Raw genomic sequence first — 24,331 nt, forward strand, 5'->3', positions numbered from 1 at the left:
TGCTTCGGCTCGACGGCGAGGGAGAGATCGCTACCCTGCGGGCCGTGCCGAGAAGGGGAATCCGCCGCGTCGCCGGGATGATCGCGATCACGACCGCGATCGCCACCGCCTCCGTGGCCGCATCCGCCGCCGCTCCCGCTTCCGCCTCGCCGGTCGGGGGCAGCTTGCACTTCGGCGTGGAGGTCGCGGCGCGTTGGTTCGCGTACTCGGACCCGCTGAAGATCGCCACGAACCTGCGGCCGTACGACGTCGTGGGGGTACCGATGATCTCCCTCGGCGGCGAGATCCAGCCCTTGCGCTGGACACGCGTGCCGGTGCTCGAAGGCGTGGCGATCACGGGGGCGTACACGTTCGCGCCGCACCTCACGTCCGCCGTGACCGAGGGGCGCGATATCCAGACGAGCTGGGATCGCGGGAATGTGGCGCTCCGCGTGCCGATCCGGCTCGGGCGCGGGGAGCGCGCGCCGGTGGTCGCGCCACGCGTGGGGTACGGTTGGCTCGGTTTTTCATTCCAGGAGACGGGGCCCCTCGCGGCGGAGATCCCGACGGTGAGCTACAGGCTCGTGCGCGTGGGCCTGGACGGGCGGATCGGGCTCGCCGGGCCGCTCACGCTGGTGGCGGCATTCGAGTATCTGGAGCCCACCTCGGGCGGGGCGCTCTACGAGCGGTTTCGTGATGCGACGCTCGGCGGGATCGACGCGGATCTCGGCGTCGCATTCGCGCTCGCGAAGGGCACGGAGATCTCGCTTTCGTTCGGATATACGCGGTTCTTCTCGACGTTCGTGCCCGTGCCCGGCGACGCGTACGTGGCCGGCGGGGCGCTCGATCAATTCGGCGGTGTGAAGCTTGGGATCGACTATGCCCCGTGAAAACCGTTCCCTCCGGCGCGCGCTCGCCTCCGCGCTCTTGCCGCTCGTGATCACACTGCTCGCCGCGGGTTGTCCCGGTCGGCTGGAAGACCCCGACCGCTTCCTCGACGGCGGCGGCTTCACCTGCCCGGACGTCGTGACGGAGCTCTTTCCGAAGAGCTGCGGCGGGTCGATCTGCCACGAGGGCGCCGAGCCGGCAGCGGGGCTCGATTTGATAGCGCCGGGCGTGGTTTCACGGCTCGTCGACAAGATGGGACGCGATTGCCCGGGGATCCTCGTGGACCCGGTGGTCCCGGAATCGAGCTTGCTTTACGAAAAATTGCTGCCGCTGCCAAGCTGCGGGTCGCCGATGCCGATCGGAAAGCCAACGCTGACGCCGGAGGAGCTCGCCTGCGTGCGAGATTGGATTTCGGCGCAGATGCCGACGGGCGGTGAAGACGGAAACGGAGACGGCGGGGGCGGGCCGTAGGGGATCACGCGGCCGTGTCATGCGGCCGTGACAGCGAGCGTCACGCGGACATGACACCCGTCACGGCGTCGTGTCATGGATGGGATGCGCGCACCGCTGCGCTGCGGAAAAAGGCCGCATTCGGCGATCGTGCGCGGCTGGCATCGCCTTTGCGATGGCTTCGTCAACTACCCGACGAGACGGATTTTCGCAAGCGGCATCCGCCTTCGCGAGAAAGGAAGAGTGACGAAGCCATATGTACAAGACCGTTGCTTTGCACGCGTTCGCCCTCCTCGCCTGCGTGCTCCCGGCCTGCGTCGTCGATTCCACGACGGAAATCGAGGACGGCATCAAGATGCCGGGCGCGGCGCCCGAGAGCGCACAGGTGGATGGAAAGATCGCGACCCTGGAGCTGTCCAGCGGGAAGGTGATCTTCGTCGACGAGGGGGATGGCGTCGGGTTCTGGGAGATCGGCAACGTCGATCTCTCGTCGCTGCTCCACGAGCAGAATGCCTCCGCGCTCGAGGTCTTCCTCGCGCTCGCGCCGGAAGGGACGCCCGTCCCGTCGCGGCTCGTGGAGCACCACGCGGAGGTCGTCGCCCGGACCGGTACGGTGCCCGCGGAGCCACGAAAGCTCGCGCCGATGTTCGTGATGCCCGCGGTCCAGAATCTCACGAACGAGCCCTTCGACTACCACAACTCGGGTCTCAACTGCTGGGGCTGGGCTGGGACGCTCGACGATTACAATGCGTCGACGGGCTATAGCTCCTTCACGATCGGGACGTTCCAGAGCAGCTTCAACGCCGACTCGCAGATCACCGGGAATGCGATCCAGGTCTTGAAGGGCGCCACCACCCTGCTGTCGCTCCCGGACAACGGCGGGGGGGTCGAGACCTCGTGGGGTCACGAGCGCGAAATGGCCATCTGCGCGTCGAAGGCCGTCCCGTTCGGCCAGCCGGGGAGCTGCGACGGCAATGGCGTATTCGTGAGCGTCACCGTGCAGTGCACGGACGAGGCTGGAACGTTCGTGGGTGTCGACACGATCGACCTCGAAGCGTTCGGCGTGGGCGCGCGCTTCCGCTCGAACGCCACCAATACCGGGGGCCGCGCGCGCAAGTATCGCATCCAGGCCACGTTCAATGCCGAAAACGACACCAGCGTCACCGCCGCCACGGAGTGCCAGGACCAGGCCGCGGTGGTCTGGCGGTCGAAGCATACGGGCGGCAGCATCATCCTCCCGTAGAGTGTGTTCGCGCTGGCGCGGGCGAGGTGAGCTTCGACAAACTCTGGTTCCAGGACACTATACGCGACCACGGGCAACGTATTGTCGTGACGCAGCCAACCGGCCATCGCGCGCCGCACATTTCAGGCCTCGAGCATCTCCACACTCCGCCCCGATCGGAGGTATACCGCCAGGGACGTATGCCTGAGACCACCCTCGTGGAGCGCTTGCGTGGTGTGGAGCGGCTCTGCCTGCCGGTATGGGTCTTCGACGTGGAGCGGGCCCGCATGGCCTGGGGGAACGCCGCCGCCCTCGAGATCTGGCGCTCGCCGAACCTCGACGAGTTCCTCACCCGCGACTACTCCGATGCCTCCGCCGCGACCCGCAGCCGCAACGAGGGCTTGCTCCGCAAGCTGTGCGCGGGCCGCGACGCGCACATCGAGCACACGTTCACGTTCTATCCCCGCGGCGAGCCCTTGCACCTGCGGGTCTTCATGTCCGCCATCGAGCTCGACGACGGCCGCTTCGCCCTGCTTTACGAAGGCCACGTGCGGACCGAGCAGCAAGACCCGAGGATCCTACGTAGCGACGAGGCGCTGCGGCACGTCTCCGCGATGGTCGCGCTTCTCTCCACGGAAGGCTCCGTGCTCGTGACGAACCCGGCCGCCGAGCGCGCCTTCGGCAGGTCGAGCACGCCGTCGGCCTGGTTCGAGGACCCAAGCGCGGCGACGCGGATCCTGAAGGTCGCCAAGACCCAGGAGGTGCTGCACGAGGAGCTCGTCGCGCTCACGAACGACGGTCCGCGGTGGCACGCCGTGGAGGCGCGGCGGACGAGTGATCCGGCGACCGGGAAGTACGCGGTCGTCGTGCATCAGGTGGACGTGACGAATCGGCGGGAGCGCGAGGCGCTGATCGAGGCGCAGCAGCGCGAGATCCTGGAGCTGTCGGCGCCGCTGCTCGACGTCGCCGAAGGGGTCGTCGCGGTGCCGATCGTCGCGGCCTTGACCGAGGCGCGGAGCGCAGAGCTCGAACGGCGTCTCTTGCCCGCGGTGATGGAGCGCGGGGCGCAGGTGGTCGTGTTCGATCTGACGGGCGCGACGGCCTCGGAGGGCGCAGGGCTCGCCCAGCTCGTGCGGCTCATCAGCGCCGTGCGGCTGCTCGGCGCGCGGCCGATGGTGACGGGCGTGCGGCCGGCGCTTGCAAGGGAGCTCGTGCAGAGCGGCGCGGAGCTCGCGGGCGCGGCGGTGATGCGATCGCTGCGGGATGCGCTTTCGGCGTCGCGTCCTGCGCAGAGGCCCTTCCGGCGCTGAAGCGCGCGTCTGGGCGGCGAGGGTCTGTCTCGGTCGAAGGACGGTGCAGTTTCCGACGGCCCCGATTTTGAAGTATCGGGATGCCATGCCATAATGCGTCTGAATTTTGCGTCGAAGGTGGGGCCGGACGGGACGAAATCGGCCGAGACGGAGGGTCGACGCAGGGGGGCGGGGGCGCCATGAGTTTGCCGGTCGCAATCGGGGACGTGATCGCGGAGAAATACCGCGTCGATCGTCTCCTCGGCTCCGGCGGGATGGGCGTGGTCGTCGCGGCCACGCACCTCGAGCTGCGCACGCGCCGCGCGATCAAGGTGATGCAGCCCCACGTGGTCGCCTCGGCCCTCTGCATCGAGCGCTTCCTGCGCGAGGCGCGGGCCCTGTCCGAGCTGCGCAGCACGCACGTCGCGCGCGTCTACGACGTCGGACGCCTGCCGAACGATGCGCCCTTCATGGTCATGGAGTACCTCGAAGGACAAACCTTGCTTTCGCGGCTCGCCGAGGTCGGTCCGCTGCCCGTGGAGGAGGCGGCGATCCACGTCCTGCACGCATGCGAGGCGCTCGCCGAGGCCCACGCGCTCGGCATCGTCCATCGCGACCTCAAGCCCGACAACCTCTTCCTGACCCAGGCCCACGACGGCTCGCCCTGCGTCAAGGTGCTCGATTTCGGGGTGTCGAAGCTCCTCCGCGACGAAGGCCCGACCCGCACGAGCACCGGCGCGATCGTGGGCTCGCCTCTCTACATGTCCCCCGAGCAGATCAACGCCGCGCGCGACATCGACGGGCGAAGCGACATCTGGGCGCTCGGGATCATCCTCTTCCAGCTCGTCACGGGGGAATGTCCTTTCGGCGGCAGCAACGTGCTGCAGATCCTCTCCCAGCTCGCGAACAAGAAGCCGCCCGTGCCGTCCTCGCTCCGCAAGGACCTGCCGCCGAGCCTCGACGCGATCATCCTGCGTTGCCTGGAGAAGGACCGCGAGCGGCGTTATCCGGACGTGGTCGCCCTGGCGCGTGATCTCGCGCCGCTCGCGCGCCCCGACCCGGAGCCGCCGGCGGCGCTCGTCGCGCGCATCGAGCGTGTGCACGCTCAGGCGACGAAAAAAGCCGCGATGTCGATCGCCGCCGTGCCAGAGGTCGATGCGAGCTTCGCGCTGCGAGCCGATCAAACGATGGACCTCGGCCGCACCCCTCCGCCGTGGACGCGCGCAGGCATTCAAACGACGATTCCAGCAGAGGGCGGGACGCTCCCGTCGAACCTCGGCGCGCCGACCGAGACGCATACGGCAAAGCCGCGGCGCGCCATGGTGCGGCATTTCGCGGCGGCCGCGATCGTGCTCACGCTCAGCGTGCCGCTCGGCGGATTCTTTTACAAGATGTCCCCCGGGGCCCATACGACCGCGTCGCCGGTCCCCGCCGCATCGTCTTTTCTGTTTCCTCCCCTCCCCGCGACCCTCCCGAGCACGGGTTTGTCCGCGTCGGAGCAGGCCCCGAACGAGGCCAAAACGGTCGCGCCCGCGGCCGCTTCTGTCGGGGTCGTTCCGATTTCGTCGGGGTCGGCGCCTCCTTCGACCACAGGGCGGACGGTTTTTCCACAGAATCGCTCGACACCCCGACCTCCTCCGCGCTATTGACGAACATCATCTGCGCGAGGACGGCTGCGCCATGGCGCACGGGGGCTTGCCTAGAATGGTCCTATTGGCTCGCGTGATTATCGATAGGAATCTCCCCCGCGCCGCGGCCCTCCTCCTCGGGGCCGCGTTCGCGGTGACGCTCGCGGGCAGCGCGTCCGCCGAGGTGCCGCCCGATGTCCGCGCGACCGCGGAAAAACTCTACCAGGACGCGTACGTGCTCGCGCTCGAGGGGCATCACGCGCGCGCCTGCGAGATGTACGAGGAGAGCGATCGGCTCGATCCGGCGAACGGGACGAAGCTCGAGCTCGCCAGGTGTTACGAGGCGACGGCGCGGCCCGCGAGCGCGTGGGCGCTCTACGTCGCGGTCGCCGAGGCCGACAAGGCGACCGGGAAAAACCGAGCGCGCGAGGCCGAGGCGCGCGCCCGCGCCGACGCCCTCGATGCCGAGCTGCCGAGGCTCGTGCTGATGGTGCCGGCGTCCGTCGCGGACCGGAAGGGCCTCACGATCACGCGCGACGGCGTGGCGGTCGGCGAGGCGCTCTGGGGCACGCCGATGCCGGTGGACCTCGGAAAACACACGATCCGCGCCATCCGGCCGGACAAACAGGCCTGGGAGAGCGTCGTGAACGTGTCGAGGAATGGCGAGACGGTGACCGTGCCCATCCCCGCGCCCGCAGCGTGGGCGCCGCGCGTGCGCGAGGTGCCACGTGGACGCGACGAACGGCGAGGGATGAGCCCTCCGCCCCCGCTGGTCCTTTCGCTCGGGGGCGTGGCCCTCGCGGGGTTCACGGTCGGCGGCGTGACCGGCGGGCTGGCCTTCGCGAAATGGGAGGAGGTCAAAGAGATGGCGCCCAGGCAATGCAGCGCGCCCGCGGGTTTGTCCGGGTGCACGCAAGCCGTGGCCGACAAGGGGGCCGAGGCGTCGCGGTTCGCGGGCGCGTCGACGGCAGGGTTCGTCGTGGGAGGCGCCGCGCTCGCGGCGGGCGCGATCGTCTGGCTCACGAGCGGGTCGGGCAAACGGCCGGCCGCCGGGCGCATCGAGATCCTGCCGGTCGCAGAGCCGGCGAGCGTGGGCGGCGTCGTGCGAGGAGCGTTCTGATGGGAGGCGCTGCTCGTCCTTTGGGTCTTCGTGTCCTCGGGGCGCTTGCCGTCGCGACCACGAGCCTCTCGGCTTGCGGGCTCGTGGTGGGCATCGAGCCCATCGGTGTCACCTCGGGCGCGGGCGGTGGTGGTGGCGGCGGCACCGGCGGCACCGGCGGCGACGAGGCGGACGGCGGTCCCGGAGGCGCGCCTCCGCAGGGGCTCGGCTGCGACGACGCCATTCCGCTCGTCTTCGTGGACTGGGGCACGGTGGAGATCGACGCCGAGACGACCGAGGCAAAGGGCACGATCGAGAGTGGCCCGTTCACGGGGTGCACGACGTCGAGCGGCCCGGAGCACGTCTACGTCTTCGACGCGGAGCAGACCGGATATCTCACGGCGAGCCTGCCGGCCACGGCGACGAGCTTCAACAGCGTTCTCTACGCGCGCCGGACGAGTTGCTCGAACCCGGACGGCGTCGTGCTTTGCCATGACCAGAGCGCCCTCGGCGGCGAGCTCCTTTCGTTCCCGGTCATGACGGGCGAGCGGATTTACCTCTTCGTGGACGGCCGGACGTCGGAGGATCGGGGCGCCTACCACCTGACCGTGAGCTTCTTTCCAGGCACGAGCTGCACGGGCCCGGTGCCCGTCGTGCTCGGCACGCCGATCGGCACCACCGCCATGGTGCTCGGCGTGAACAAGGTCGGCCCCGACAACGACGCGAAATGCGGAGCCTGCGACACGAACGATTGCGCGGGGCAAGGGCGACAGACGATTTTTTCGATCAAGGCGCCGCTCGCGAAGGAGATCGAGGTGCAGCTCGACGCGACCTTCGACGCCGTGCTCTACGCGCGCACCGATTGCGAGAACGACATGTCCCAGCTCGCGCAGGACGGGTGCATCGACTCGCCGGAGAAGGGCGACGAGGTCATCCGCATCCCCGGCGGCGTGACGCCCACGATCCTGTTCGTCGATACGAACGCGGGGAGCCCCGCGGGCCCCTTCTCGATGCGGCTCATCCTGAAGTGAAGGGATGATCGCGGCGGACGAACCCATCCGGCGTCCATCCTTTCGGTTGGTCCCTCCGGACCCCAGGTACGTCGCCGGGGGGAATCATGAAGCAAGCCGCGAAGAAGGATCCCAAAGACCTCGGGCAGAAACCTCCGTTCCCAGCGCAGGAGCAGGAGCACCCCGGCGCCGAGTCGGGCATGCAGCCTCGAGCGGACCACGGGGAGACGTCGTACCGAGGGCTCGGACGGCTGAAGGACCGCATCGCCCTGATCACCGGCGCCGACAGCGGCATCGGGCGCGCCGTCGCGATCGCCTACGCGCGCGAGGGCGCAGACGTGGGCATCGCGTACCTGAGCGAGCACGAGGACGCGAACGAGACGAAGCGCCTCGTGGAGGAAGCCGGCCAGAAAGCCGCGCTCTTCCCCGGCGATCTCTCGTCCGACACGGCATGCAAGAAGCTCGTGGAGGACGCGGTGAAGGCCTTCGGCCGCATCGACATCCTCGTGAACAACGCGGCCGAGCAGGGCAAGGCCGTCGAGACATTCGAGGAGCTCGACGCCGAGCGCGTGGAGCGCACCTTCCGCGTGAACATCCTCGCGATGTTCCACATCGTCCGGCACGCGCTGCCGCACATGAAGCCGGGCAGCGTCATCATCAACACGGCATCGATCCAGTCCTACCAGCCGAGCCCGGAGATCCTCGATTACGCGGCCACGAAAGGCGCGATCGTCACCTTCAGCAAGGGCCTCGCGCAGGGGCTGATCGAGCGCGGGATCCGGGTGAACACGGTGGCGCCAGGGCCGGTGTGGACGCCGCTCGTCGTGCAGTCGTTCCCGGCGAACAAGAACGCGCGCTTCGGGGAAAACAGCCCCATGGAGCGGCCCGCGCAGCCAGCAGAGCTCGCGCCAGCGTACGTGTTCCTCGCGTCGAACGAGTCGAGCTACGTGAACGGCGAGGTGCTCGGCGTCACGGGCGGTAAGCCCCTCGGCTGAGGAGGGGGGCCGCTGCGCTGGGGCGTTGCCCCAGGCCCCACCCGGGGCTGTCCGCCCCGGGACCCGGACCAGCGCAAGCGCTGGACCCTTGGTCGATGAACTGCGCGATGCGCAGTTCATCGAACAGGCCGAGGCAAGACCAGCCACGACCCTGCCGACCAAGACAGCAGCGCTGACCTTTCGACTGGCAACGCTGTCCCTGTCCCACCGGCTCGTGGAAGAACTGCGCATCGCGCAGTTCTTCCAACCCGAGTCCAGGGCTTGCCCTGGTTCGGGTCGAGGGGCGAACAGCCCCCGCGGGGTCCGGGGCAGAGCCCCGGCGCGGCGCCCCTGCCCTTTGGCCCAGCGGCTGCCCTTCCGCTACCCTGCCGGGCGATGCCCTGGCATACCCGCTCGCTCTGGATCGCGGCTCTCGCCGTGGCGTATGCCGCGGTTGCGGGGCTCTGGGCGACGGGCGGGGATGCGAGCACGTGGTTTGCGCTGCTCTTGCCGCTCGCGTGTGTGGTCGGCTGGAGGCTGACTGCGGAGGACGTGCGCGGCGACGATACGCTCGATCCGGGCGCGCGCTCGGCTGCGCGGCTCACGATCGCTGGCGCTGCGCTCTTCACTGCGTCGCGATGCGGGGCGAGCGCGCCGGGCTTCGTCGCAGGCGAGAACCTCGGCGTCGCGCTGGCAGCGATGGGCTCCTTGTGGGCCATTGCGCGGATCAAACCTCTTGGTGGGCTCGCGGAGCCGAGTCCCTCGGCGCGTAGGCTCGACGCTGCTGCGTTTGCCGCGTTCTTCTGGGTGGTCGCGGCGGCGCTGCCCGGCGCGGCTGCGATGCTGCCCGAGCGCACCGAGGGGCTCGATCCGCTGCTCATCGACTATGCGACCGTGGCTGCGTCGATCGGCTCGCTCGGCGTCCAGCTCTTCGCGGCGGCGCGGCTTGCGGCCACGCGGCGCGCTGAGATCGGCGTGGCGGAGCGGGCGCAGGCGGCGCTCTGGCTCGGCTCGATCGCGCTCGCCGTGGGGATCCTCGCGGCCGCGGCGCAGGTCCTCCCGCCTGAGCGGGTCTTGCCGATCGCGGTGGTGCTTGCGTCGGTCGGCGCGGCGTTTGCGGCGGCGAGCCGTGAGCCCGAGACGGTCCTCTCGGTCCTTCGGCTCACGCTGGCGACGACGGGCCTCGTCGCGCCGATCGCGCTTGGCGCGGTCTATGCGGCGCACGTGCGGCCGGCCGTGGCGGGGCCGATCGCGTTCGGGGCGGCGGGGGCGGCTGCGATTGCGGCGCTCGTCGCGCAGAGGCTCGCGCATCGGGCGGGGCCCGGGAGCGGGCGGCTCTTGCCGGCGCTGCAGGCTGCGACGCGGGCGGCGATGACGCCTGATCCGGAAGATGCGCTCCGATCGGCGCTCTTCGAGCTGCGCGGCGCGCTCGGGCAAGACGGCGATCCGCCGGCCCTCTACCGGTTCTTCCCGGCCGAACAGGTCAGCGTCGATCGCGCTGGCTTCCTTCACACGAAAAAGGCCGAGATGCCGCCGCGGCTCGTCTCGCTCGCGGACGCGGAGCCCGAGCGGATCCTGCGGATCGAGGTGATGCATGCGGTGTCGGTGCGGAAGCCCGAGGTGCGTCCGCTCATCGCGTGGATGGAGGACAACCACCTCTCGGCCGTGAGCGTGGTCCGCGACGTGGATGGCCCGATCGGGGCGCTCACGGTGCCCGCGGGGGCGCGGGTCGCGCCCAAGGCGCTCTCGGACGTGCGGGCTCTGCGGCAGCTCTCGGATCGGCTGGCCGCGGTGCTCGGCGTGTCGTCGATGCTGTCGCGCTCCCGCGAGCGTGAGCTCGTCGCGCGGGGCGACCTCGAAACGCGCGAAGCGGAGCGCGCGCGCCTCGCGACGGAGCTCGGGCGCATCGAGGGCCAGTTCGAGGCCGTGGCGAAGAGCTTCGAGCAGCGGGCGCGGGTCGCGCTTTACAGCCCCGCGGCGCAGGCGGCGGTGCAGCGGCTGGAGCAGCTCGCGGGCGTGGACGTGCCGGTCACGCTCTTGACGTCGCCTGGGATCGACGCGGTCGCGTGGGCGGCGCTCGTGCACCTTGCGTCGGCGCGCAAGAAGGGCGTCATGGTGATCGTGGACGGGACGAACCCGGCGGAGCACGACACGGCGAAGTGGCAGGATCGGGTCGCGTCGCCGCTCGCGCTTGCCGCGGGTGGGACACTCGTCTTGCTCGACGCGCACGTGCTGCCGGAGCTCGTGCAGATGCGGATCGCGTCGGGTTTGCCCGCGGACGTGGGGCTCGTGGTGGCGCTGCCGGGCACGGTGGACTCGCTGGCGGCGAGCGGGAAGCTCTCGGAGGCGCTGGCGGATCGGCTCGGGGATCGGTCCGTGGCGCTGCCGGCGCTCTCGTCGCGCGGGGAGGATCTCTCGCTCCTCGTGCTGGAGACGCTCACGCGCATCGGAAAGCGGCTGCGGCAGGCGCCGCTCGGGATCGATCCGCGCGCGCTGGCGGCGCTCGTGGACTACGATTTCCCGGGCAACGACGCGGAGCTCGAAGGGATCCTCTTCCGGGCCGCGCTCGTGACGCCGCCGGAGGCACGCGCGGTGACGGTGCGTGAGCTCGAAACCGCGGGGTTCTCACCGCCGCCAGGGAGCGAGCGCAGGGCGCGCGGGACAGGGCCTTTGCCGCAGCCGCGCAGGAAGCGGTCGTCGAAGACGACGTAGCGAGGCGTCTGCTCGATCTCGTGGGTGATCCGAGACGCCTGCGGGGTCCCTGGACAAACCCGGCGGCGTCTCTTGACAAACCCGTTGGTGCTCGATGACATGAGCCCAACATGGTCTCCAAAAGCCAGCACCCCGCAGACAACCACGATCTGATCCGCGTCCAGGGCGCCCGGGAGAACAACCTGAAGGACGTCAGCGTCGAGATCCCCAAGCGGCGGCTGACCGTGTTTACCGGCGTCTCGGGATCGGGCAAGTCGTCTTTGGTGTTCGGCACAATCGCGGCGGAGTCGCAGCGGCTGATCAACGAGACCTACAGTGCGTTCGTGCAGGGATTCATGCCGACGCTGGACCGGCCCGAAGTCGACGTCCTGCAAGGGCTGACGACCGCGATCATCGTCGACCAGGAGCGACTGGTCGGCAACCCCCGCTCGACGGTCGGCACGGTGACCGACGCCAACGCGATGCTGCGGGTGCTGTGGAGCCGCCTCGGCAAACCGTTCGTAGGCCCGCCCCAGGCCTTCGCCTTCAACGTCCCCTCGGTCCGCGCGGCCGGGTCGATCACGGTCGAGAAGGGAGCCGGCAAGGCCGAGAAGGTCGTCTTCACCCGCACCGGCGGCATGTGCCCGCGATGCGAGGGCATGGGATCGGTCAGCGACATCGACCTCTCCCAGCTGTACGACGACACGAAGTCGCTCAACGAGGGTGCGCTCTCGATCCCCGGCTACAGCATGGATGGCTGGTACGGCCGGATCTTCCGCGGCTGCGGCTTCTTCGACCCGGACAAGCCGATCCGCAAGTTCACCAAGAAGGAGCTCCACGACCTGCTCCACAAGGAGCCGACCAAGATCAAGGTCGACGGCATCAACCTGACGTACGCGGGCCTGATCCCCACGATCCAGAAGTCGTTCCTGTCCAAGGACGTCGACGCGCTGCAGCCGCACATCCGCGCCTTCGTGGAGCGGGCGGTCACGTTCGCCACCTGCCCCGAGTGCGGCGGCACCCGGCTCAGCGAGGCCGCCAGGTCCTCCAAGATCAAGGGAAAGAACATCGCCGACGCCTGCGCGATGCAGATCAGCGACCTCGCCGCGTGGGTGCGCGGTCTGGACCAACCGTCCGTCGCGCCGCTCCTTTCGGCGCTACGCCACACGCTCGACTCGTTCGTGGAGATCGGGCTGGGCTACCTCAGCCTCGACCGGCCGACCGGCACGCTGTCGGGCGGCGAGGCGCAACGCACCAAGATGATCGGCCACCTCGGCTCGTCGCTCACCGACGTGACCTACGTCTTCGACGAGCCGACGATCGGGCTGCACCCCCACGACATCCAGCGGATGAACGATCTGCTGCTGCGGCTGCGCGACAAGGGCAACACCGTCCTCGTGGTCGAGCACAAGCCGGAGACGATCGCGATCGCCGACCACGTCGTCGATCTCGGCCCCGGCGCCGGCACCGCGGGCGGCGAGGTGGTCTTCGAGGGCACCGTCGACGGGCTGCGGGCGAGCGGTACGCTCACCGGGCGTCACCTGAGCGACCGGATTTCGCTGAAGCGGTCGGTGCGGAAACCGTCGGGTGTGATGAAGGTGCGCGGCGCCCGCACGCACAACCTGAAGAACGTCGACGTCGATATCCCGCTCGGCGTGCTGGTGGTGGTGACCGGCGTGGCGGGGTCCGGCAAGAGCTCGCTGATCCACGGCTCGGTGTCGGGCCGAGACGGGGTGGTGTCGGTCGACCAGGCCCCGATCCGTGGCTCGCGGCGAAGCAACCCAGCGACCTACACCGATCTGCTGGAGCCGATCCGCAAGGCGTTCGCGAAGGCGAACAACGTGAAACCCGCCCTGTTCAGCGCCAACTCCGAGGGCGCGTGTCCGACCTGCAATGGCGCCGGGGTGATCTACACCGACCTCGCGATGATGGCCGGCGTCACGACGGTCTGCGAGGACTGCGAGGGCAAGCGGTTCCAGGCGTCTGTGCTCGAGTACCGGTTCGGCGGGCGCAACATCGCCGAGGTGCTCGACCTGCCGGTCAAAGACGCGGTCGACTTCTTCGGCGCCGGCAAGGCGCGTACGCCAGCCGCGCACGCGATCCTGCAGCGCATGGCCGACGTGGGGCTCGGCTACCTGCGGCTCGGCCAACCACTCACCACGCTGTCAGGTGGCGAGCGGCAGCGGCTCAAGCTCGCAACGCACATGGGTGAAGACGGCGGCGTCTACGTGCTCGACGAGCCGACCACCGGGCTACACCTGGCCGACCTCGAGCAGCTGCTCGGCCTCCTGGACCGGCTGGTCGACTCCGGCAAGTCGGTCATCGTGATCGAGCACCACCAGGCGGTGATGGCGCACGCCGACTGGATCATCGACCTCGGGCCAGGCGCAGGCCACGACGGCGGGCGGATCGTGTTCGAAGGCACCCCAGCCGACCTGGTGGCGGCAAAGTCGACGCTGACCGGCGAGCACCTGGCGGCATTCGTCGGAAGCCGTCCGAAGGCTGTCCCATCCCGCTGAGCAAGTCCGCGTTTCCCGCGATTGCAAGCCGCCGCGCCGGGGCGCTGCCCCGGACCCCGCGGGGGCTGTTCGCCCCTCGACCCGAACCAGGGCAAGCCCTGGACTCGGGTTGGAAGAACTGCGCGATGCGCAGTTCTTCCACGAGCCGGTGGCAAGACCACAGGCAGCGTTGCCAGTTGAAATGGCAGCGCGGCGGTCTCGGTTGACAGGGGTCGTTCCTCGGCCTGTTCGATGAACTGCGCATCGCGCAGTTCATCGACCCTGGGTCCAGCGCTTGCGCTGGTCCGGGTCCAGGGGCGGATAGCCCCGGTGGGGCCTGGGGCGAAGCCCCAGCGCGGCGGCTCCCGATGCGATCACCCGGCGCGCGCGACGCGTGGAGCATGCGCGCCGTGCCCGCTGGCCTTCGGCAGGCGGAACCAGAACCGGCTCCCGCGGCCGAGGACGCTGTCGACGCCCACGGTGCCGCCGTGGGCCTCCACCACCTCGCGCACGATCATGAGCCCGAGGCCCGTGCCTGCCATGCCGGAGTTTGCCCGCCTGTAACGCTGGAACAGCTTTGAGATCTCGTTCGATGGGATGCCGCTGCCGGTGTCTTCCACGGCTGCTTCGACGTACGTATCCGTCTCTTCGAGCGTGGCTGTGATCGTGCCGCCGCGCGGGGTGAATTTGATGGCATTCGAGAGCAGGTTGGCGACGACCTGCCCGAGGCGCCGGCGATCGGCCAGCACTGCGGGCCTTTGCGCGCGGTGCATCTCGAAGGAGAGCTCGCCCGAGACGAGCAGCGGGCGCAGAACGTCGGCCACGGTGTCGACGAGCGACACGAGATCGACCTCTTCCTTGACGAGCTTGACGTGCCCGCCCTCGAGGCTTGCGAGGTCGAGGAAGTCGTTGATCATTCCCACGAGCGCGCGGATCGAGCCCTGCATCTTGTGCAGATCGACCACGGTCTCGCGCGGGAGGGGCCCGTGTTTGCCCATCAGGATGAGCTCGGAGCGCATCAGCATCGCGCTGAGTGGCGAGCGCAGGTCGTGCGCGATGATCGAATAAAAATCCAGCCGCCGCACCTCGGCCATCCGCCGGGTGGTCACGTTGCGCAGTGCGAGGATGGTCGAGCCTCCGCCGAGGTCGACGGGAAACACGCGGACCGTCGGCGCGTACACTTCGCCATCGATCGTGATGTCCGGCAGCGCGAATGCCTCCTCGCTCGTGGCGGCCGCGAAAAGCTCGGCGGAGAGCTCTGGCAAGAGATCGCAGATCGACTGGCCGACGAGCATCGAAGGCGACCAGCGATGGAGTGCCTTTTGCGCCTCCGGGTTCGCATACGTGATGCGCTGCTCTTCCCCCAGGACCAAAAGAGCGTCCGGAACGTTTGCCAATACCTGGCGCACCGTCGCCTCTGCCTTCTCGGCGCGCTCGAGCAACGTTATCGAGCGCACGAGCGCGTCCACCCGTGCCTCGAGTTCGCTCGTCGCATACGGCTTCGATAAGTAATCGTTGGCGCCGGCCGATAGCCCCTCGACCACCTGCTCGGTTTGCTGCCGGGCGGTGAGCAGCAGAATGCCCATGCGGGCGTGCGTACTGATCGCACGAACGAATCGACAAACTTCGATACCGGAAACACCTGGCATCACCCAATCGAGCACGAGCACGTCAGGCCGTGCCTGATGGCTCCCCAGCGCTTCCAGGACGGCCGTGCCGTCGGGAAAAACCTGAACGTCGTAATGATTTGCCAGGGCGCGGCGAGCGCGCTCGGCGTCGAGTGCGGAGTCATCGACGATCCAGACGATCCGCCTCTGGGGAACGCGGCTTGCAGCAGGCATGGTGATACAGCTTCGCTACACTGCGGCCGCCCCCCTGTCAATGTGCCGAGGCCGGATCCTGGCTTCTGGCGAACGCACGCACGCTGCAATGCGTCGCTATCATTGGACATCCAAAGATCACGCTCATTCTACGTGGGCGTGCTTGACGGGCTCGGGGAAGGGGGTTAATGGACGGACTTCGGGGGTCGCGTGACGGAAATACTTGTCGTAGACGACAGCAAAGTGATGCGTGAAATGATCGTCGCCTGCCTGCGCGCGGTCGAGGACTTCACTTTCACCCACGCCGCGAGTGGTCTCGAGGCCATCGAAAAGCTGGCGCTCAAGAGCTTCGATCTCGTCGTGCTCGACCTCAACATGCCCGACATCGGCGGTTTCGAGGTCATCGAGTTTGTCCGTGGCCAGGACAAACTAAAACGCCTGCCCATCCTCGTCGTGACCACCCGAGGCGACGAGGGATCCCGCTCGCGCGCCCTCGGCGCGGGCGCTTCGCAGTTCATGACGAAGCCTTTCACACCCGATGCAATCCTGGCGAACGTGCAATCCGTGCTCCGCCAGGATGCGGCGGGATTCCATGAGTAGCGCGTTCGACGCGAGCGAATTTTTGGCCGGGTATCTGGTCGAGGCCGAGGAGCACCTCTCCGCCTCGACGATGAACCTGCTCGCTGTCGAGGCCTCGCTGCGCAAAGGCGAGAACAATCCGCGGGCCGTGCGCGAGCTCTTTCGCTCGCTCCACACCGTCAAGGGCCTCTCCGCAATGGTGGGGGTCGAGCCCATCGTGGACATCGCCCACGCCATGGAGACAGTGCTGCGCCATGCCGATCGCGTGGCCGGGGCGCTGTCGGCGAAAGCGGTCGAGGCCCTGCTCGCGGGGCTACGCGCCATTGGCGAGCGGGTGCGGGCGCTGTCGGCGAACGCGCCCGTCGCGCCCGCGCCGCCGCAGTTGCTCGACGCGCTCGCGGCGCTGGAGATCGCGAAAAACGAGGCGCCCCTCGCGGTCGAGCTCGACCTCGAGCCCGGCGTGCTCGGCAAGCTCTCCGCCGCGGAAAAGGCCCAGCTCATTCAAGGCGTGGAGGGCGGGCGGCGCGCGCTGCGGGTCGATTTCGTGCCCTCGCCCGCCCGCGCGGCCGAGGGGATGACCATCACGACCGTCCGTGAGCGGATCGGCACGTTCGCAGAAATCGTGAAAGTCGTGCCGCTCTCGATTCCGACGAGTGACGCGGCGCCCGGCGGGCTCGCCTTCGCCTTGCTCGTACTCACGGACGTACGCGACGAGGAGCTCGCGGCGGCTGCAGGAACCACGCCGGAGCAAGTGCGGAAGGTGCTCCACCCCCGACCCGAAGGCGGGGCGGATCCGCTCGGCGAGCCGGAGGCGGCCGAGGAAGACGTCGGCGAGACCGAGGGGCGAAAGCGTGGGATCGTGCGTGTCGACGTGGCGCGCCTCGACGACGCGCTCGAGCGGCTCTCCGCGCTCGTGATCACCCGGTTTCGCCTGGCGCGCGCCGTGGAAGCGCTCGCCGCGCAGGGCGCGGCCGTGGGCGAGCTCGGCGACATCGTGAAGAGCTACGGCCGGCAGGTGCGTGATCTGCGCGGCGCGATCATGCGCGCCCGGATGGTGCCCGTCGCCGAGCTGCTCGACCGCGTGCCACTCATCGTACGAGGGCTGAGCCGCGCCACGAAGAAGCCGGTCCGCGTCGTGATCGACGCCGGCAAGGCCGAGCTCGACAAGGCGGTGGCGGAACGGATCTTCCCGGCGATCGTGCACCTCATCCGCAACGCGGTCGATCACGCGATCGAGCCGCCGGCCGAACGGCGTCATCTGGGCAAGCCCGAGGAGGGTCTCGTGCGGGTGACGTGCTTCGAGCGCTCCACGAACCAGCTCGAGCTCGCCATCCTCGACGACGGGCGCGGCATCGACCGTGAAACGGTCGCGCGCAAGGCATCCCGCCCCGTTCCCGCGGACGACGCGGGGCTGCTCGATCTCATCACGATGCCAGGGCTGACGACGCTCGAACAAGCGACGAAGACGAGCGGGCGGGGGCTCGGGATGGACATCGTGAAGCGCGCCGTGGTCGATCAGCTCGGCGGCGAGCTGTCGCTGCGCACGACGCCGGGCGCCGGCACGACGTTCACGCTGCGCATCCCGCTCACGATCACCATCGTCGACGCCTTCTCCTTCGTCTGCGGCGATCAGACGTTCGTGGCGCCCGTCGCGGCGATCGAGGAGATCGTCGAGGTCGCGCCGGAGGGGCTCGTGCGCGGGCCTTCGCGGCACACGCGCTTCGGCGAGGTGAGGTTTCTCGAGCGGCGCGGGGAGATCGTGCCCCTCGTGAACCTCGCGTCCGTCTTCGCGCTCGCCGCCGGGGACGAGCCGAAGGCGCTTCTCGTGCGGCGCAATGGTGCCCCGCTGGCGTTCGGGATCCAGCGGATGGTCGGGCAGCAGGAGGTCGTGATCCGGCCGCTCGAGGACCCGCTCGTCAAGGTGTCCGGCGTCTCCGGCTCGACCGATCTCGGCGACGGCCGGCCCACGCTGGTCCTCGACCTCGTGGCGCTCTCCGGGGCGCTTTCCCAGAACCGCACGGAGGTGGCCGTATGAGCGAGCTCTACGTCGTCTTCAAGGTCGAGGACTGCGAATACGTCCTGCAGGCCTCGGACGTCCTGCAGATGGAGTCCTTCGCAGGCGCGACGAAGGTGCCGGGGACGCCGCCGTACGTCGCGGGGCTGATCCACATCCGCGGCCGCGTCGTGCCGGTCGTCGATCTGCGCCTGCGCTTCGGATTGCCGAGGATCGAGCCGACCATGGATTCACGGGTGATCGTGGTCCAGAGCGGCGAACGCACGGTGGGGCTGCTCGTCGATAGCGCGCGCGAGATCATGAAGATCGCGCCGGAGGGGCTGCAAGCGCCGCCGTCGTGGATGGGGGGCGAGAGCTCCGGGTTCGTGAAGAGCGTGGCCCACGTCGAGCGCAGGCCGGGCGAGAAGCGTCTCGTGATGCTGGTCAATTTCCCGAAAATCATCGGTCAGGAAGGCATTTATGTCGATGAACGGAACGGCTGAGATCGACCTCGCACTCTCGAAGGCTGCGGAGGCGGAGCGCGAGCTGCGCCGGACGGCGACACAAGCGAGCGCGCTCGAACAAGCCGCGTCGCGTCTCGTGGCGGGGACCGAAGGGCGGGCGTCGTCGGGCCAGGAGCTCCGCGCCTCGCTGGACGAGCTCGCGGACGAGGTCGAGTCGACCGGCGTCGCCCTGCAGGCGCTCGCGCGCGGGCAGCAGCGCATCCGCGAGGACGCAGTCGAGGCGCTCCGGGGCCTCGAAGCCACGGCGACCGGGCTGCAACAGCTCGCGCCGAGCATCAGCGGCGTCCGGAGCGACACCGAAGCGCTCGCGGCCTCGGCGGAGGGGACGGCGGCAGGCACGGAAGAGATCGCCCGTTCGATCAAGGGCGTCGGCCAGAACGCCGAGGAGCTCGCGACCGCGAGCGAGGAGCTGCTCGCGACCTCGACGACGAACTCGAAGGACCTCGCCGATCTCGCCGAGCGGGGCGAGTCGAACGCGGCCTCGATGGAGGAGGTCGCGACGACCATCGAGCAGATGGCCAAGGGCATCGGGAGGCTCTCCACGGACGCCAAGGGCGTCGGCGAGCGGATTTTCGGGATGGCCACGGCCGTGACGAGCACGGGCGCGGCGCTCGAACGGGTGACGCGGGACGCCGCGGAGATGGCGAGCGCGGTCGAGGAGACGTCGGCCACGGCCGAGCAGATGGCGCGGTCGATCAAGAGCGTCGCCGACCACGCGAAGGGCCTCGAGGAGGCCGCGGCGGGGAACGCCAGCTCGATCACCGAGATCGCGGCGTCCGTGGAGCAGGTCGCGGCGACCGCCGAGAGGAACGCCGCGGCGATCGAGGCGAACGCGGCGGCCGCGGAAGAGCTCGCGCGCTCGGCGCAGTCGATGGCGCAAGGCGCCGAGCAGATCAACCAGCTCGCCGCGACGAGCGCCGCGGCGTCGGCGCAGGTCGAGGCCTCCACGCGGCGCATCGTCGGGATCGTCGAGAACGCGCGCAAAACCGCCGACCAGAGCGTGGCGACCGCGCGCGAAGGGGCGGCCACGGTGGGCAAGTCCATCGCGGGCCTCGGGAACATCCGCCAGGCGATGGTCGAGTCGTCGGGCGTGATGAAGGAGATGGGCCGCCGCGCCGAGGAAATCGGCGACATCGTGCAGACGATCAACATGATCGCGGATCGCACGAATCTCCTCTCGCTCAACGCGAGCATCGAAGCTGCGCGCGCGGGCGAGCACGGGCGGGGCTTCGCGGTCGTCGCCGAGGAAATCCGCGCGCTGTCCGATCGCGCGGCCGCGGCGAGCGCCGACATCGCCAAGATCGTCCGAGGCCTGCAGGTCACCGCGCGGGAAGCCGTGAGCGCGTCCGTGGAGGGCGTGAAGACGGCCGAGGACGCCTCGCGCCTCGCCGTCGACGCCGAGCGCGCGCTCGGGACGATCCTCGAAGGCGTGGAGGGGCTCGGCCGGTCGGTGCGTGAGGTCGAGCGGGCAAACAGCGATCAGGTCCAGGCCGTGACCTCGATGGCCCAGATCGCGGCGCGCGTGAACGAGGAGGGCAAGGTGATCGCGCGCGGGGCCGCCGAGCAGACGAGCGCCATCCAGTCGCTCGCGCAAGGCAGCAGCGAGATGCGCCGCATGGCCCGGCAGACGAAGGAGGCAACGGGCGAGCAGGCCCGCAGCCTGCGTGATGTCGTCCGCGCCAACACGCTCCTCACGCAGAGCGCCGAGAAGGTCTCGCGGGCGATGAGCGAGCAAGCCGCCGGGGCCGTGCAGCTCGCCAAGGCGGCCGTGCAAATGCGCGCGCTGACGCACCAGACGAGCGCGGCGATGGTCGAGCAGACGCGGGCGCTCACGAGCATAGGCGCGCTCGCGCAGGAGGTCACGAGCGCGGCGCAGCGGATGATCACGGGCCTCGGCGAGCAGGCGGCCGGCGCGGCCGAGGTGGCGCGGGCGGTGGACGACGCGCGCAAGCAGGCCGTGCAGGTCGCCCGCGTCGTGACCGAGCGCTCGCGCGCGGCCAAGCAGGTCGACGCGGCGTCGCGGCAGGTCGCCACGCTGGCGGCGGCGGTGAAGGCCGCGGCCGCCGAGCAGACCAAGGCCACCGCGGCCCTCGCGAAGGAGGGCGAGGCCGTGCGGCGCATCGCGAAGCAGGCCGCGCGCGCGGTCGCAGAGCAAGCAGAGACGGTCGCCATGCTGGCCACGACCGCGGCGCGGCAGACGACGTCCATGCAGACGATCACGAGCTCCTCCGCGGAGCAAGCGAGCGCCGCCGAGAAGCTCGCGAAGACGTTCGTCGACATGCGCGGGCGCACACGCGCCGCGGCCGGCGCGCTGCTCGTGCAGGCGCGGGATGCGCTCGCCGCGCGGGACACGCTGGGGCAGGTTGTCGATCAGGTGGCGCGCATCCGGGACGCGAGCGCCGGGCACGCGGACACCGTGGCGAGCCTGTGGTCGGCGCTCTCCAAACTACGGGCGCCCACGAATGGGACCGCCGGAGGAGCGGCATCGGAGTCATGAGCACGGCCCCAGGGAGCTTCACGTTCTCGGACGCGGAGAAGGAGCGCATCGAGGAGATCCGCATGCTCGAGGCGATGGGCGCTTCCGGTGTGCCGGAGCTCGTCGAGATGCTCGTCGACCCGAGCTGGACCGTGCGACGCAAGGTGGTCGCCGCGCTCGCCGCGATGGGCGACGTCGCGGTGGAGCCGCTCTGCGTCGCGCTGCGCGACAGGCGCGACAACGAGGCGCGTATCGCCGCCGCGGTCGACGCTCTCTCGGCCTCGGCCGGGAATGCCGACCCGGCGGTCCTCGCGCTCGCCGATGCCGACGCTCCCGCGGTCCTCGCCGACGCGGCGCAGATCCTCGGCCGTCGCAAGAGCATGCTCGCCCTGCCCAGGCTCGCCGAGCTCGTCTCGCATCCCGACGACAACGTGGCCGTCTCCTCGGTCGAGGCGCTCGGGCGCATCGGGGGCCGGCGCGTGGTGGAGTCGCTCGTGCGGGTCGTGACGGGCGGCAACTTCTTCCGCACGTTCCCGGCCATCGACGTGCTCGGCCGCAGCGGCGATCCACGCGCCGTCGAGCCGCTCGCCGACCTGCTCCTCGACATGCGGTACATGCTCGAGGCCGCGCGTGCGCTCGGCCGCACCGGCAATCGCGCCGCGGTCGCGCCGCTCGTACGCCTGCTCGCGCGTCCCGGCGACGCGATCGTCCGCTCCGTGGCCCTGGCGCTCGCGGAGCTGCGCGAGAGGCACGCCGAGCTCTACGGCGTGGTCGCGCCGATCGACGAGGCGCTGCGCCGCTCGGTGCCCGTGCCCGCGACCGTGCGGCGGTTCGTCCAGGGCCTGCGCGGCGCGAATCAGGCCGAACAGGTTGCGATCTGCGCGGTGCTGGCGGCGCTCGGGAGCGAAGCTGCGATCCCGGACCTGCGGCCGCTGCTCGATGGCCCGTCCGCCGTGGCGGCCGCGGCCGCCGGCGCGCTCCTTCAGCTCGGGCAAAGCTCGGACGCGCGTGTGCTCGACGCCCTGCGCGACGGCGATTCGCCTCGTCGCCTGCTCCTCCTGCCGCTCGTCACGAGCCGCGCTGCGATGGCGGAGGTAGTCCGCTGCCTCGGCGACGAGGACCCCGAGGTCCGGGCCGCGGCGTGCGACGCGCTCGGTCGCATCGGCGATCCCTCCGCGGTCCGCGTGCTCTTTCCTCTCCTCGCGGACCTGAACGGCCGCGTCGTGCATGCGGCGAGCTCGGCGATCCAGTCGCTCGGCAGCACCGACACCGAGGCGCTCGCGCTCGAGGCCGCGCGGAGCGAGCGCCCCGCCGTCCGCCGGGCTGCGCTGCGTATCCTCGGGTATTTCGGCTACGACGCGGCGCTGCCGGTGTTCCTCGATGCCCTCGGCGATCCCGACACGCGCGTCCGCGACGTCGCCATCGCCGGCCTGCCCTACCTCGACGCGCCCTCGGCCCTCGACGCCCTGTTCGCGCTGGCGACCGGTCCCGACCCGCGAACGCGCGCGGCGGCGGTACGTGCCCTCGGACAATCGACCGCGGAGGGCCGCGTCGTTGCCTGCCTCGTGGACGCGCTCGGCGACGCGGACGCGTGGGTCCGCTATTTCGCGTGCAAATCCCTCGGACGGCTGGGGGACGAGGCGTCGGCGCCACGGATCGCCGCGCTGCTCGACGACGAGGCGGGGCACGTGCGTGTGGGGGCGGTCGAGGCGCTCGCGTACCTGCGGGGCGAGGTCGCCGCGGCTGCGCTGCAAAAGGCGGCCGAGGAGCGGGATCCGGACGTCCAGCGCGCGGCTCTCATCGGCCTCGGCCTCATGGGACGGCCCGAGTTGGTTCCGCACCTCGTGGCCGGGATGGCCTCGCCCGACGTCGCGACCCGGATCGTGGCGGTCTCGGCGATCGCGGGCGTGCCTTCGCCCGAGGTCTTGCCTGCGCTCGTGCGGGCGGCGAGCGACGCAGACGAGAGCGTCGCCGCCACGGCCATGGGCATCCTCGCGCAGCGGCCCGGGGTCGAGGCGACGAGGGCGCTCGTCGGGCTCTACGCTGCGAATCCGGCGGCGCAACGCGCATTCGCCGCGCTCTGCGCGCCCTTGCCGGGCCGGATCGAGGGCATCCTGGAGTCGCTCGCGACGGCGGACGACGAGCTCGCCGCGCGGCTCGCTTCGGCCCTGGCGCGGATGCGCCGCGACAGCGCGAACGAGGCGCTCCTGGCGGCGCTTGGCCTGCCAAACCCCGCGGCGCGCAAGGCGGCGGCGACCACGCTCGCGGCGCTCGGCACGCGGCAGGCCCACGCTGCGCTCGAGCAGGCGGCTTCGGTGGATCCGGATCCCGAGGTCCGGCGGGTGTGCTCGCTCGTCGTGGCGCAATGGGGCGCATGAACGGATTGCCGATATCCCCCCAGGTCTTCGCCATCCTCGGCGCCTTGATCGAGGAAAAACTCGGCATCCATTACGGGCCCCTCGACAAGGACCTGCTCGGCGACAAGGTCGCCGTGCGGGCCGTCGAGGCGGGTTTCGATTCATTGCTCGATTATTACTATTATCTGCGTTACGATCCCTCGGGGCCGGTCGAGCTCGACGCGCTGGCCGACGTGCTCGTCGTCGGCGAGACCTATTTTTTTCGCGAGTTCGATCAACTCGAAGCCCTGGTGCGCGAGATCCTCGTCCCCCTCGCCGAGGCTTCCGGATCACGCAATGTCCGGGTCTGGTCGGCGGCTTGCGCGACCGGGGAGGAGCCATACAGCATGGCCATGCTCCTCGCCGAGCGTGGCCTGCTCGATCGGGTGGAGATCGTGGCGAGCGACGTCAGCACGCGCTCCCTCGCGGCGGCACGGGCGGGCGAATACGGCCCCCGCTCACTGCGCAGCCAGGTGAAGGTCCCGCCTTGCGCCTGGCGCTTCTTGCAGAAGAATGGCGAGCGCATCGTGGTGAGCGACCACATCCGCAATGCTGTCGATTTCCGACGCATCAACCTGCTCGACGGGGACGCCATCAAAACGCTCGGTCTCTTCGACGCCATCGTTTGTCGCAACGTACTCATTTATTTCCAGGACTCGACGGCGCGACGCGTGATCGACGCGCTCACCGGGGTCCTCGTGCCGAACGGCGCCCTGCTCGTGGGGGTATCGGAGTCGCTCTTGCGGCTCGGCACGGCGCTCCGGTGCGAGGAGCGAGGCGGAGCCTTCGTCTACCGGAAGGTGGGCTGAGGGCTC

The 24,331-nt window shown here is 70.0% G+C and carries 17 protein-coding genes; 16 read left to right on the forward strand and 1 reads right to left on the reverse strand.

The genetic code is table 11. From position 1 onward, the window contains the following. Positions 1–44: 44 nt before the first annotated feature. The 10 genes from KEG57_RS00550 to KEG57_RS00595 all read left to right on the forward strand — a co-directional run bounded on the left by KEG57_RS00550 (position 45) and on the right by KEG57_RS00595 (position 13,749). Positions 45–869: a hypothetical protein gene (locus KEG57_RS00550; RefSeq protein WP_272418638.1), complete on the forward strand. Its 825-nt coding sequence runs from the start codon at positions 45–47 to the stop codon at positions 867–869. Beyond that, positions 859–1,338, forward strand: a complete 480-nt coding sequence (locus KEG57_RS00555; protein ID WP_272418637.1) for a hypothetical protein — start codon at positions 859–861, stop codon at positions 1,336–1,338. The genes KEG57_RS00550 and KEG57_RS00555 overlap by 11 nt, the downstream gene beginning before the upstream one ends. A 235-nt stretch (positions 1,339–1,573) precedes the next feature. Continuing rightward, complete coding sequence (locus KEG57_RS00560) at positions 1,574–2,560, forward strand: hypothetical protein (RefSeq protein WP_272418636.1); 987 nt, start codon at positions 1,574–1,576, stop codon at positions 2,558–2,560. Between the two features lie 179 nt (positions 2,561–2,739). Then, positions 2,740–3,849 carry an STAS domain-containing protein gene (locus KEG57_RS00565; protein WP_272418635.1) on the forward strand — a complete coding sequence of 370 codons (1,110 nt, stop codon included), beginning with the start codon at positions 2,740–2,742 and terminating at the stop codon, positions 3,847–3,849. Positions 3,850–4,028: 179 nt separating this feature from the next. Next, positions 4,029–5,477: a serine/threonine-protein kinase gene (locus KEG57_RS00570; RefSeq protein ID WP_272418634.1), complete on the forward strand. Its 1,449-nt coding sequence runs from the start codon at positions 4,029–4,031 to the stop codon at positions 5,475–5,477. A 73-nt stretch (positions 5,478–5,550) separates the two neighbouring features. Beyond that, positions 5,551–6,576 (forward strand): hypothetical protein, encoded by a 1,026-nt coding sequence (locus tag KEG57_RS00575; RefSeq protein ID WP_272418633.1) that lies wholly within the window; start codon positions 5,551–5,553, stop codon positions 6,574–6,576. Beyond that, positions 6,576–7,586 carry a hypothetical protein gene (locus KEG57_RS00580; RefSeq protein WP_272418632.1) on the forward strand — a complete coding sequence of 337 codons (1,011 nt, stop codon included), beginning with the start codon at positions 6,576–6,578 and terminating at the stop codon, positions 7,584–7,586. The genes KEG57_RS00575 and KEG57_RS00580 overlap by 1 nt, the downstream gene beginning before the upstream one ends. 86 nt (positions 7,587–7,672) lie before the next feature. Beyond that, positions 7,673–8,560, forward strand: a complete 888-nt coding sequence (locus KEG57_RS00585; protein WP_272418631.1) for an SDR family oxidoreductase — start codon at positions 7,673–7,675, stop codon at positions 8,558–8,560. A gap of 375 nt (positions 8,561–8,935) precedes the next feature. Next, positions 8,936–11,251, forward strand: a complete 2,316-nt coding sequence (locus KEG57_RS00590) for an AAA-type ATPase lid domain-containing protein (RefSeq protein WP_272418630.1) — start codon at positions 8,936–8,938, stop codon at positions 11,249–11,251. Between the two features lie 110 nt (positions 11,252–11,361). Then, a complete protein-coding gene (locus tag KEG57_RS00595) occupies positions 11,362–13,749 on the forward strand; it encodes an ATP-binding cassette domain-containing protein (protein WP_272418629.1) in 2,388 nt (795 codons plus the stop codon). Between the two features lie 353 nt (positions 13,750–14,102). Here the strand turns inward: KEG57_RS00595 and KEG57_RS00600 are convergent, their stop codons facing one another. Next, positions 14,103–15,569 carry an ATP-binding response regulator gene (locus tag KEG57_RS00600; protein ID WP_272426058.1) on the reverse strand — a complete coding sequence of 489 codons (1,467 nt, stop codon included), beginning with the start codon at positions 15,567–15,569 and terminating at the stop codon, positions 14,103–14,105. Between the two features lie 189 nt (positions 15,570–15,758). Here KEG57_RS00600 and KEG57_RS00605 point away from each other — a divergent pair, with 189 nt between their 5' ends. From KEG57_RS00605 to KEG57_RS00630, 6 genes are read left to right on the forward strand one after another with little or no spacing between them, the layout of a single operon-like run. Continuing rightward, the gene (locus KEG57_RS00605) at positions 15,759–16,148 is read left to right on the forward strand and encodes a response regulator (protein WP_272426059.1); all 390 of its coding nucleotides are present in this window, start codon (positions 15,759–15,761) and stop codon (positions 16,146–16,148) included. Next, complete coding sequence (locus KEG57_RS00610; protein ID WP_272426061.1) at positions 16,141–18,162, forward strand: chemotaxis protein CheA; 2,022 nt, start codon at positions 16,141–16,143, stop codon at positions 18,160–18,162. Before KEG57_RS00605 ends, KEG57_RS00610 begins: the two co-directional genes overlap by 8 nt. Then, positions 18,159–18,623, forward strand: a complete 465-nt coding sequence (locus KEG57_RS00615) for a chemotaxis protein CheW (protein ID WP_272426063.1) — start codon at positions 18,159–18,161, stop codon at positions 18,621–18,623. The genes KEG57_RS00610 and KEG57_RS00615 overlap by 4 nt, the downstream gene beginning before the upstream one ends. Continuing rightward, positions 18,607–21,141, forward strand: a complete 2,535-nt coding sequence (locus KEG57_RS00620; RefSeq protein WP_272426065.1) for a methyl-accepting chemotaxis protein — start codon at positions 18,607–18,609, stop codon at positions 21,139–21,141. Before KEG57_RS00615 ends, KEG57_RS00620 begins: the two co-directional genes overlap by 17 nt. After that, on the forward strand, positions 21,138–23,498 hold the full coding sequence (locus tag KEG57_RS00625) for a HEAT repeat domain-containing protein (RefSeq protein WP_272426067.1): 2,361 nt from the start codon (positions 21,138–21,140) through the stop codon (positions 23,496–23,498). Before KEG57_RS00620 ends, KEG57_RS00625 begins: the two co-directional genes overlap by 4 nt. Continuing rightward, the gene (locus tag KEG57_RS00630) at positions 23,495–24,325 is read left to right on the forward strand and encodes a CheR family methyltransferase (protein WP_272426069.1); all 831 of its coding nucleotides are present in this window, start codon (positions 23,495–23,497) and stop codon (positions 24,323–24,325) included. Before KEG57_RS00625 ends, KEG57_RS00630 begins: the two co-directional genes overlap by 4 nt. Positions 24,326–24,331: the final 6 nt, after the last annotated feature.

Source organism: Polyangium jinanense (assembly GCF_028435365.1).